This window comes from Shewanella sp. 125m-7 (assembly GCF_052977045.1).
Window position 1 is genome coordinate 56,286 of the sequence record NZ_JBRILQ010000014.1, and the last position, 12,185, is coordinate 68,470.

Genomic DNA, 12,185 nt, shown 5'->3' on the forward strand with positions numbered 1-12,185 from the left:
TTACGCGCTAACTCTATAACAGTATTAAGCCAGTTTAGGGTTGCAGCCCCACTTATTGTCTTCAGTCTTGCTATCAAGCACAAAGAAAATCAACAGGATTATCGCACCAATAAATGGGATCAATAAGATCAGCAACCACCAACCACTCTTGTTGATGTCATGCAGACGACGAACGGATAGCGCAAGGCTAGGAATAAATACCGCTAGCGCATACAAACCACTAAACAGTCCCAATCCGGTTTCTAAACTCATGGTACCAAACAGGGTATCAAGCACTGATAGAACAATACTGAAGATGATATTGAATAAGGCAAACATCCAATATTCTTTACGTCTTGAGCGGCCTGAAAAATCAAAATATTTTTTAAAAGCAAGAAGATACCAATCCATGTATAGTTCCTTTTTATGATGACGATAAATATCGTATTAGCACGCATAGTAAACAATCAAAAGCCACAGTTTCAAGCCCCATAAGATAACTAAGTTAAGATAGCTAAAATAAAAGAACTAAAATAAGGTCACTATTTTAGTTCAGTTTAATCTAGATATGACTCGGGGTAGCTGATAGTTCAATCGGTACCATTCATATACAGAAGACCACGCATTCATCAAGCTATCGCATTGCATCGAATGAATTTTCGCCAGCAACAAGCACGTTGTGCCACTGTCATCACACATTTCCAGTTACAAAGTAACTTTATTAGCTAAACCTCTACTATCAAACAATAAATCAGTTAATCTCCCATGTAAATATCGTCGGCATTCCAGCATATTTGGAATGGATTCAATGTTAATAGGACAGAAGTATGGACGCATTCAGCCACCTGCAAGTTATCGAGTTTAACCGCCACCAAGCCACTAGCATCGAGCAAGCCTTACAAATCTATCAAGCCAAACTAGAAGCTCATCAAGCCTTTGATAAAAGCGGTCGATTAAACTTGGTATTTATGGATAACAGCAGCGGCGCGCGTGAGCATCTGCAACTTGATAACCTACAAGATAAACAGCTAGCAATGAAGGCGCTGAGCCTGAATCCAGACGGCGGCTATCGAAGCAATTATATCGTTAGCAATGACCGCGAGCTTTATCTGTCTGAAACCCTGCTATTTGCCCTTGCGCTTGAGCACGATTCACTAACCCCACAGCTGCGTATAACCGCGCAAGCCATGGTCAATTACGCCCGCTTTGAAAACGATACCAGTAAGATGTGGCTCGATGATACTCGGGTATTTGGCGCTGAAGCCCTGTATATGATGGCGGCTAAAGATGCTAATGATGCAATTTATTTAGCGCAGTTTTTTATCCCATACTGGGATGATGAACATGCAACCGGCTATGAAGATATGTTGTTAAGCTTACTTGAGCAACATGGCTGGTGTGAGGCGATGATTAACGCCTTTATCTGGTGTGACAATCCACAGTTTAGATTCGCTTTCTACGGCAGTGATTGGGAGCAGCCAACCCCTAGATATCAGCCTCTTGGGGATTACTTAAAAGCTAATCCAGCGCAATACCCACGCTTTATTGAGTTAGTAAAGCAGCGCTTTAATGGCTTACCGGTCTTAGTTTATAGCGAAAATGAGCCTCTTTATAAGCAAAATCCCGTGTTGGATATCTATACCACACTACTTGCAGAGTGCTGCGGCCAACATGATGAAGATAGAAATCAGGAGCTAGCAGGGCATTTTATTAATGACAGCCTCGAAAATGAGGCGATGGATCTACAAAACCAACTCAAACTAGAACTTAACAAACCGCTGTGTTGTTATGCCGGTAGCGTTGCTCATAAGCAAGCGCTCCGATGCCAACGCGACAAGCGCGAAAAGGATCGTGATAAGTATCTCGGCGGTCTGCACATGTTCAGCGAATTTATTGCTAGCCTAGAGAATAGCCACGACCTACTCGCATACATCTCTACAGGTGAAAATCCTCAAGTTCTCGATGACATTCAATCCTTTAATTTTATTAAGCACTGTAAACAGCATGCATTGTCGCTTTTCGAAACTATCGATGAAACCTGCTGGGAGATGAATAACTTTAATTCTGTGCGAGAGAACTTCCATGAACCTTTGCATTACCTAGCAAAAGATCTAATGCTAGATATCGATGATGACATGGATGAGGAAACAGTAAACGGCTTCATTCGCCGAGTCAGCATTCGCCCAGATGTTCACTCTAACAACAGCTCCAATAACAGCTCCAATAACAGCTCTAATAATGGCGCTGATATTGAAGCAATGACAGCAGCTAACACCCAACCACAAAGCCAAGTGCGCAGCGCGCAAACCATGCTGCGTTTTATCGATATTTTCTATCGCTTATTCGGCCAGCAGCCCTTCGATGATGAACTGTGCGATATCCTGAGCGGAGAGTCAGTATACCAAGCGATTATCAGCGCTGAAGACTATTACGCTCGCTTTATGCCAATCGACGCCACAGCAAAACTTGACTCAGAAATAAGCGTAAAAGAGCGAAAATCCCTTGAGAGCCTGCTCGATGAGTATAGCGATATGGACTGTGCCGTCACTGCCGATATGCTTGAGCAAACCAATGAGCTATTTGCTAATCGAGCCTGTTTAAACAGCCAAGATTGGCCTGAAGATGAGCTCGGCATCGACGCTCTTTGCGCATACTTACTTTTGCAAGATAAACAGCACAATATTAATGATGACTACACTCAGGCGTTGCAAACCAAGCTGAGTGGCGTGTTTGAGCGTGCCGTTAACTTGATGCTAGAAAACGCCGATATTCTAGGCGAAGGTCCCTTTACTGAAAAAGGCTTAAACGACAGCGAGCTTGCACAGGTAAAAGGCTATTTTACTGGACCAACGCCAGAGCTAAATCAACAACAGATGATCGCACTGTTAAACCAGCACCTTTATGGCCAAGATATCTGCCGCCAAACGGTACTCCATTTCCCTAAAATCAGCCCAATGCAGAAAAGCTATCTGTTTTTAAATGATTATGATGAAGATTATCAACGGGTGGTGCTAGCTTGTTTCTGGCTTAAACAGCTCAATAGCCCAGAAGCGTTAATCGCCAAGCGTATTTGGCAATTATTAGTCGCTATGGCGCCGATTAGAATTATCGGGCTGATGTGTAAAGCCTTTAGCGAACATACCCGCAGATGCATGTTCGACACACCGCAAGATGAAATAAACTTTTTCGATATGCTCAACAGCCATGGCATCGATAAAGCCTTCACTCAGACCTATCAAGTTGAGCAGTACATCGATAGATCATCACGCACGGATGATTACCTTAATTTAGTGGAATTAATGGGTGAGCTCGTTGATGAAGACTCTGATGTTACAGAGCAGGGTATTGCAGAGCCGGGCATGATAGCTGCAGCTAGACGCCAAGATGCCAAGGCGTTACTGTGCGGCCTAGATTATAGTTATCAACCGATTAAGCTTAGCTTTCATAAGCATGTGGCAATGCGCTTCCCTCGCCGCCCGTTGGGGCTCGATAATGAGCTACAGCAATGCCTTGAGGACTTTATCAAACTCAATAATAACTCGTGGGAACAGGTGATTGAGCGTAAGTTTAAAGATGCTACAGTGTATTTTGACTTTTTATCAGACGAAAGCGACCTACCCAAAAAACTGAGATTGCCTGTTACCCTGCACCCCAATGCCGATCTGAACCAAACTCGTCACTGTGACAAGATGAGCTGGATTAATGCCACTATCGCCCTGCATGTCGGTGACGAATTACAAATCTTAGTCGCCGACAAGAATTTCCCCCGTGACGGCAAGCTTTATATCGCAGGTCAGTTGCTTATCATTAATGACAGCGTCGATGCACAAAGCGTGATTAACGCCGTTGCCCAACTGCCTAGTAGTGAAGATCGTGAACAGTTACTTAAGCAAAATCTATGGGCGTACCTGCAGGGGAATTTAGCCTATGACGCCTTTGCAACTCAGTTTAGTGAATGTATAGAATACGAAACTGTTACTGGCCTAAAAGAGCGCCAAAGTCATAGTTTAGGCCAATACTTGTGGCTACTTGATGATGAACGCTGCGGCCGTTTGCTGCACTTACTGGCTAATCATAGTTATCGTAGCTACAAGATTATTTTCGAGCAGCTTGTTACCGGCTATATGGACCAGCTTGCCCTACAAGGCAAAATGGATTTAGCCACTCGCTTAGAGTGCGATGAAGATGATTATGAACAGGCTGCCTATCAAGCAATGCTTGATTGGTTATTTAGTCATGATGTGAAACCTGAATACCTGCTGCTATATATGATCAAACACTACCATCCGTGTATGGGCGATTATATTGCGGCTATGGCGCGCCGAGATGAAATCAAGCCACTGATGCCATTCTTGCATATTGAAACCAAAGCAGCCTTAGTGGATATTCTTGCGCAGCAAACAGATTCTGCAGAGCTGATGGGGCTATTTGCAAAAGAGAAATCACGGCAAATTCGTGACAGAGTAGAGGCAGCATTGAGCTAAACAGCTTAAAAAAATCCTAAAATCAATTAATTTTAGCGATCACTTCAATGATGTAACTAAAAAGCGCTAGGCCATTTTTGCTAGCGCTTTTTATCATACCAATGCTAGTTAATCGGCCTTATCATTAACCAACCTAGGACCTGGAAAGGTCGGGACCTCAAGCTCATCCGGCAAGTTTGGCAGCAGCAATTGCACTTCCTCACGGCCACTTTGCCCCTCAACAAACTTCCAAGTTCGGCCACTGTCTTTAGAGAGACCAATCAAAGCCGACTCAGCAACCACATCGCCCATAGGCGTGCTCATCGTGCTCTCCATTGGCAGGTAAACGTAATACTCATCTTCTTGCAGAAACATTTTTGCTGGCCCGTTGAATGTTGTCGACTCAAGCTTAAGACCTTCGCTCTGCAGCTGATCCATCATTGCCGCTATTCCACGCTTAAATGCAGCTTCACCACCCGCGTTATCAATCACGTGGCTAAGGGCAAAGCGCATATAGGTGTCGTACTCCTTATCGATAATAGACTGCCTCATGACCTTAGCAGCAGCTGACGCCTTTTCGACAATGAGCTCACCATTTTCGTTGGAATATTGCTGCTCACCCGCTGCTTGCTGAGCAGCTAAAGCCGTCTGTGACTCATTAATCAATCTAGGCTCTGGGTAAATCGGGATCACAAGCGCATCCGGCAGGTTTGGTAGCAAAACAAGCACTTCCTCACGGCCAATGGAAGCCTCTACAAATTTCCAGGTTTGGCCGATATCTTTAGAGAACCCAATCAAAGCCGTCTCTGCAACACCATCGCCTATAGGCGTGCTCATATTGATCTCCATAGGCAGGTAAACGTAATACTCGTCCAGCTCCTCCTCTTGCAGAAACATTTTTGTCGGCCCGTTGAATATCGTCGAGACCTGCTTAATACCATCACGCTGCAAGTTGTCTATTATTGCTGCTGTGCCAATTTTAAATGCAGCTTCACCGCCCGCATACTCAATCACGTAGCTAAAGGCAAAGTGCATATAGGTGTCGTAATCCTTATCGATAATAGACTGCTGCATGACCTTAGCTTCAGTTAGGGCCTTTTCAACAATGAGTTCACCATTTTCGGCGAAATATTTTTGCTCTCCAGTAGGTTGCCGAGCAACCAGCGCAGTCTCCCACTTAAGTGCCCCGTTAGGCCAAAACTCCTGATGCATGCCATTACCATTGACATCAAGCAACGTCTTTTCTTCTAGCCCGCCATCTTTAAAATAGCGCTCATTCACACCAATCAACTCGCCATCTTGGTAATTGCGCAAAGTGTCCAAGTGCCCATCGAAGTCATAATTCTTGAACGTTCCCTGCTTTACCCCATCTTCAAAATACCCCTCTTCTAGGAGTAGGCCATCTGCAGAAAAATGCTTTTGCACACCACTGGGATGGTGAGAATCGAATCTTAAGCTGCCGTCATCAAAAAATATCTGCCAATGACCCACCTTATCGCCATCAAGCTTATAGCCCCGACTCTGCAACTGACCATTTTCATAAAAGTTCTCTACTAGCTCGGGCTTAGGCTCTACCTTAGGAGGTACCGGAAAGTCTGCAGTTTGGATGGAAAAGTTGATATGAATGCTATCGCCTCTTTCACGCTCAGCTTCGGGCAGAGTCTCCATAACGACAAGTAGCGCTTCCATCGAACGCTGCAACTGCTCTGTGGCTATGGCATCAAACTCTGGTGAACCGCTCGACTCACTCACCTTAGCGTGCATCTTGCCGCCCGCGTCATAATCCACTGCCACAACCACTTTTAATTGGCTGAATTCGGGATTAGCCTGTGTCTCTTTCACTGCCTGCCCCAAGCTTAAATTGAAACACGTATTGAAGGTATCACACACAATTTGAGCTGGTTTATCACTGCAACCTGACAGTAACAAAGCTGCGGTAACGCTGGCAATAAAAGTTAATATTTTCATAAATTCACAGGCCACTAAAAAGATAACGAGCATGCTAGATGAAAACGTTAAATTTGGGTTATACCAGTAGGCTTTATGTGTAGCGGTTCACAAACAATGCTCAACTCAATAAGAATAAGCAATAAAACTAAGTCACTAAATCAGAGAGACACGAGCTTAAAGAGAGACAAACTGCTCAGTGAAGTTAAATTGGCAGAGAAAGTAAAGCTTAACATGAGCAAGAATTAGCACAGATTGAAGCGACATTTGAAGCCGCTGAAGACGGATCAGCCCCAAGCAATTAAAACACTGCAAAATTCAGCCAGCCAAAGTGGGGCATGCCCGCTTTGGCTGAGTGACAGCGAAGTTTATCTCGATGCAGCAAGCCGTCAGCTCTCGCAATCCGTAGAGGAGGAGATGCCAAACTCTGTATGCATCGGATGTTGCCTCAGCTGTAATAGTTCAGTCCTTTTCTATGTTAGCTTCTGTACGGATCTTCACATGCCATCGGATGTTGCCTCAGCTGTAATAGCTCAGTCCTTTTCTATGTTAGCTTCTGTACGGATCTTCACATGCCATTAAATGGCGACTCATTTCTCCCTGAAGCTGTTGATGATTGTCGACTTCACCGCTGTCATTATTCACTGTAATCAGTTTAACTCTTGCGCAATGGCTAACATCGGCATTGAGCTGTAACCAAACAGGCATCATATTCAGTGGGTTTAAGAAGTAATAAACACCTGCTTGATGGTCGCTAAGGTTAGTCCAGCGCGTACATGTAGCCAGCTCTTTTTTACTTGGATTAAACGCAAAAGGGATCGCGCCATTTTGCATCAGTGCGCGAGTTTGAGCTAAAACCTCCGCTGGAGTTTGTGCTTTATCTGAAAGGCTCAAGTAAAAAGCGGCTCGCTCAAAACTTTGTGTTGCCGATATACCACCAGGAGCCGTAAGTACAGGCGTAGCGATGGCAGGCTTAGTTTGTCCCCATAAGTATTGCCAGTACTTTAGAATATCCAGCTGAGTTGGATAATCAGGCTCGTTAGTGACAATTTGATTCTCTTCGCCCGAATAAACATGCAGCTCACCCTCTTTAATTTCGATAACCGCGGAGCGACCATGAAGATCTGACACTGCAAGGTGGATCTTATCCTGCTTCAAGTCTTTCGCTTTGCCACCTTCAGGGATCTTTTCGCGGATCAAGTGTAAGGTATTGCTCTTGGCATAGTTAACCACTTGGTTAACATTGGCAAAGCTATCTAATATATACTGTGGCCAGCGTAATATACTGATGTTACAGTTTTTCTGGTAATACTTAGGTTTCCCATACGTCGCTGGCGTGTCATATAACACATTAACTACTAGGCCCTCTGAATTCATTCCATCTACTGTCGCATATCCTTGAGCCTCATCTCCCATCATAGAAACGACACTGGCGTATTGTGATTTCCAGTGAAATATGACACTCGGGTCAAGATCTAGTCTCTCAGTCTTTTTAGCTGATAAGCCACTTTTTTCAAGCCCCAGTGGGAACTGAAACAAATTGGCTTCTATTGGCCTGAACCAGTTCATGTTCCTGCCCGTTACTGGATAGTCCAAATTGAGGTTATTTAATACTCTTAAGCACATATCAGTTCCTTTAATATCTCTTATTTTGTTAGGGTTATTTGAAATCAAAGCGAAATACAATAACATATAAGCAACGCTATGGAGTTGGGCCTAATACGGATATGAATAACAAAGAGTTAAATAGTACCTACAACCTGAGAAGGGCAGTGTTAATTGGCATGTGCACTCTTTTAGGCTGCCTGAGTTTTCTACTCGGTATCATCAATATTTTTGTTGCACCTCAGTGGGCAGTATTAGGTTTTATCGAACTATTCTATGCACTGTGCTCGTTCGCACTGGCAGTGCTAGCTGTCAAAAGAAGGCACCAATTTTGGCAAGTTATTCTGTATGTTTTTGCCTTAACCGCTATTGTCATTTACGCCGTATCACTATCTCAAACCATTGATTCTATGATCTGCTGGGTATTGGTTTTACCCACGGTTTACTACCTGCTTCTAGGTAAGCAATTTGCTAATTTACCAGTAATCATTCTTTTCTCTGCCGTTGTCGCCGATATCATTAATAAATATGGTTTTACCGTTAACCCACTATTGGTTAACTTCGTTTTTAGTTACCTGCTTATTTGGGGTGTTTCTCATATTTACGAAAAAAACCGCGCAGACTCCGAAACAAAATTACAAAAGCTGGCACTACAAGATCCGCTCACATTAAGCTTTAACCGCTTAGCACTGACAAAGTATTTTGAGAATATCGATTCAAAACAAACACTACGAACATATAAAGATGAACTACATCTGCTACTTTTAGATATAGATTTCTTTAAACAGGTAAACGATGAATATGGCCATGAGGCGGGCGATATTGTTCTGCAAGAATGTGCCAAAATTATCAGTCGCATTGCCGGTGATAATCTGACATTTAGAATTGGTGGCGAAGAGTTTTGCGTGATTGTTGAAAACAAAAAACAAGATGAAGTGATAGCCGTCGCTCAGTTAATTAGAACAGAACTCGCGCAGCATACTTTTAAACTCGCAGCACAAGACAGTATCCACATCACCGTCAGTATAGGGGTCAGCAATTATCACTCAGGTATGGCATTGCCCAGCCTGTTACGCCAAGCCGATCAGCGATTATATCGCGCTAAACACGCAGGTCGAAACCAGGTGATTTACCACAATGCACCACTTAAAGCCTCAGCATAATAAAGGGAAGTTTAATTAATACCCATCGTACTAAAGATGTGATTGATATTACTCCCCTTTTTATCATCAGGACTCATTCAATATTAATGCAGTTTCATTCTTGGGCGCACCACTCGCATGACTTTTTCGGCGCACCATAACGCGATGGTCTTTAACGTGCCATGAATGGCTTGCTGATGCATACGATATAGCGAAATATAAACCAGACGTGCAATCTTACCTTCAACAAACATACTGTTTTTAGTTAGGTTACCCATCAAGCTACCGACTGTGCTATAACGCGAAAGATTGACCAGTGAGCCATGATCGACATACACATAATCATGTAGCGGCTCACCTTTCAGCTCATTAAGAATGTTCTTCTCAACACACTGCGCCATCTGGTGTGCAGACTGCGCTCTTGGCGGCACAAAGCTGCCATCGGCTTGCTGACAAGCACAACAATCACCAATTACGTAAATATCATCGCTTACGGTACTGAGTAGATTAGGCTTAACCATAATTTGGTTAGCACGGTTAAGCTCAAAAAAGCCGATATCTTTAATAAAGTCTGCCGCCTTAACGCCTGCAGCCCAAAGCATAATGTTGGCTTCAATTAACTGACCTTCAGAGGTCACAAAACCTTCAGCCGTTGCTTCGCTAATACGGGTATTTTCCATCACATTAACCCCCAGTTTGCTTAGCTCAGTTCTTGCCGAAGTGGCAATACGCTCAGGTAAAGCGGGTAATATGCGCTCACCCGCTTCAATCAAATGAATATTGAGCTTGTCGGCCGTCATCTTGCTCAAACCGTATACTTTAAGCATGTCGGTCACATGATAAAGCTCGGCTGATAGCTCAACGCCAGTTGCACCGCCACCGACAATGGCAATATTAAGCTCATTAATCGTTTCTGATTGATGCACACGAGTAAAGCTGTCTAGCAAGGCGTTATGGAAGCGATTAGCTTGCTGGTGTGAGTCAAGAAAGAAGCAATTCTCTTTAACACCTGGAGTATTAAAGTCGTTACTTACACTACCAATGGCAATCACTAGCTTGTCATATTGGATTTGACGCTCAGGCAACATCACCTTACCCGCCTCATCAATAATGGGTGCAACAGACAGTGACTGACTTTTCTCATCTAAACCACAAAATGTGCCTAGCTGAAACTGATAACCATGCTTGGCTGCATGGGCGGAATACACAACGCCATCCAGCGCAGAGTCCAGAGAGCCCGTAGCAACTTCATGCAATAATGGCTTCCAAATATGAGTACGATTCTTATCGACTAAGATAATTTGGGCTAGGTTTTTTCTACCCAGTTTATGCCCCAATTGCGTTGCTAGCTCTAAACCACCAGCGCCACCACCTACAATCACAATTTTAGGATTTGCCGATCTCATTATTTGATTCCTCACATGTGTCCGCTATTGATGCCTTTTACAGGCTAATAGAGCTAGACGCTAATTTAACAATTGCTTACTTTAATACTGCTATGTTGACGTAAAACAAGATCTAAGTCACGTTGATTAAATCCGTTTTATTGATAAAAAACAGTTGATTTAACCAGCAAAGAAACAACAAACAACATAGCGCTCGACAGTTCGTTACCATTTAAAGCGTATTCTACAAAGCAGTTAACAGCCACCGATTTGCGACCTCACTAGCAATGCGACATAGCGCAGCATTAAATAGAGCTCTTAAGCACAATGCTTATCCAAATAATTGCTAGCAAGATCTAAATTTGTTCAAAATTTGCTAGCGCTTTAGCAAACAAACAACTAATTTAGCCGCCCTTTTTAATCACTTCTTTAAGATATGAACATTAAATCAGTTTTAGTCAGCCTAACATTGGCTGTCGGCATGTTAGTTGTCAGTTCAACCGCAATCGCTGGTGAACAAATTACCCTAGGTCGCACTATTTTATTAAGCGGTGGCGATCACGGTGCAAAAATTCCGCTACTTATCTGCCGCAAGACCGACGCAATTCGAATCAAAGCAGAAAAAGACCTGCACCTAGAAAGAATCAAGGTTACCTTTAATAATGGTCAAACCAAGACGGTTAATTTTTATCGTGATCTTAAAAAAGATAGTTACACTGACTGGCGTGATTTTGGCTACCGTCGCTGCGTCAAAAATCTTGAAGTCTTCGGTAACTCTGATGGTTCTAAAGCGGGCTTGAAAGTATTTGGTCGTAAGAAGTAATACATCTAAAAGTAGACGCCTGTACTATTGACGACCAATATTGTCTAAAAGCAAAGTCAGACCAAGGCAAGTTCTACACACTGGAATAATAAATGTGGCTCCCGGCGTCACCAATGTAGTAACCATGGCTCTCGGGTAAGTATCACCGCAACTAAGTTTCGATGCGCCAGTGGTAAGCACTGTTTTCAATACAAAAATGACCACTCTTGAGTGGTCATTTTGTTATTGAGCAATCACTAATCTTAATGTTAATTTGCTTGTTGCTGACACTCTAGCAATAGCTGTTGAAAGTGCGCGCCTAAATCTTGGCTAGCAAACTCTTCGCTAGCGGTGGCCATCTGCTGTAACTGTTGTAGGCCTTTCTCTACGCCTTGCTCTGCAATAATCTGCTTAGCGTATGCTGCGGCATCAGCGCCCTTTTGCAGTAAGCTCGACATATTCTCCAAACTAAAGTCTTGCTCTAGTAAGCCTTCTAACTCATTTAATAACTCAGACACTTTAGCCGACTCGACTAACGCTCCCTCAACATTAACAAGCTCGCCAACAGGATCCATCTCTAGCTTACTGGCAACACAAGCAGCAACACTACCAGCATCGGCTCCACTGGCAACGGCCTCAATACCTTGGCTGCGGATCTGTTCAATGACTTGTTGTAACTGCTCATTTTTCGCAAGCCATGCTTGCTCTAGTTGCTGTTTTTCATCACCACCAAAATAACCACAACCGCTTAAGCCTATCGCTAAAGCAACCGGAACCATTACCGTCTTGAATTGCATTTATATACTCCACAATAATCAGAGGCTAAACCGCCAATGGCGCGAGTATACCTAGATAATTAAAT

Annotated in this window: 8 protein-coding genes; 3 read left to right on the top strand and 5 right to left on the bottom strand. The window is 43.5% G+C overall.

The annotated features are described in order from the left end of the window. Positions 1-24 precede the first annotated feature (24 nt). A complete protein-coding gene (locus ACVBIL_RS08835) occupies positions 25-390 on the bottom strand; it encodes a DUF805 domain-containing protein (protein WP_447159479.1) in 366 nt (121 codons plus the stop codon). 416 nt (positions 391-806) lie between these two features. Between ACVBIL_RS08835 and ACVBIL_RS08840 the strand changes: the two genes are divergently transcribed. Further along, positions 807-4,463 carry a hypothetical protein gene (locus ACVBIL_RS08840; protein ID WP_447166611.1) on the top strand — a complete coding sequence of 1,219 codons (3,657 nt, stop codon included), beginning with the start codon at positions 807-809 and terminating at the stop codon, positions 4,461-4,463. Positions 4,464-4,571: 108 nt separating this feature from the next. Here ACVBIL_RS08840 and ACVBIL_RS08845 read toward each other — a convergent pair whose 3' ends face one another. Further along, positions 4,572-6,410 (bottom strand): toxin-antitoxin system YwqK family antitoxin, encoded by a 1,839-nt coding sequence (locus tag ACVBIL_RS08845; RefSeq protein ID WP_447166612.1) that lies wholly within the window; start codon positions 6,408-6,410, stop codon positions 4,572-4,574. 528 nt (positions 6,411-6,938) lie between these two features. Next, positions 6,939-8,015, bottom strand: a complete 1,077-nt coding sequence (locus ACVBIL_RS08850; RefSeq protein WP_447166613.1) for a linear amide C-N hydrolase — start codon at positions 8,013-8,015, stop codon at positions 6,939-6,941. Positions 8,016-8,116: 101 nt separating this feature from the next. Here ACVBIL_RS08850 and ACVBIL_RS08855 point away from each other — a divergent pair, with 101 nt between their 5' ends. Then, entirely contained in the window at positions 8,117-9,157 is a 1,041-nt protein-coding gene (locus ACVBIL_RS08855) for a GGDEF domain-containing protein (RefSeq protein WP_447166614.1), read from the top strand. A gap of 83 nt (positions 9,158-9,240) precedes the next feature. Here ACVBIL_RS08855 and ACVBIL_RS08860 read toward each other — a convergent pair whose 3' ends face one another. Continuing rightward, positions 9,241-10,542 carry an NAD(P)/FAD-dependent oxidoreductase gene (locus ACVBIL_RS08860; RefSeq protein WP_447166615.1) on the bottom strand — a complete coding sequence of 434 codons (1,302 nt, stop codon included), beginning with the start codon at positions 10,540-10,542 and terminating at the stop codon, positions 9,241-9,243. A 415-nt stretch (positions 10,543-10,957) separates the two neighbouring features. Between ACVBIL_RS08860 and ACVBIL_RS08865 the strand changes: the two genes are divergently transcribed. Next, the gene (locus ACVBIL_RS08865) at positions 10,958-11,344 is read left to right on the top strand and encodes a DUF2541 family protein (protein WP_447166616.1); all 387 of its coding nucleotides are present in this window, start codon (positions 10,958-10,960) and stop codon (positions 11,342-11,344) included. Positions 11,345-11,592: 248 nt separating this feature from the next. Here the strand turns inward: ACVBIL_RS08865 and ACVBIL_RS08870 are convergent, their stop codons facing one another. After that, positions 11,593-12,120, bottom strand: coding sequence for a hypothetical protein (locus ACVBIL_RS08870; protein ID WP_447166617.1), 528 nt, complete (start codon positions 12,118-12,120; stop codon positions 11,593-11,595). Between the last annotated feature and the right edge of the window lie 65 nt (positions 12,121-12,185).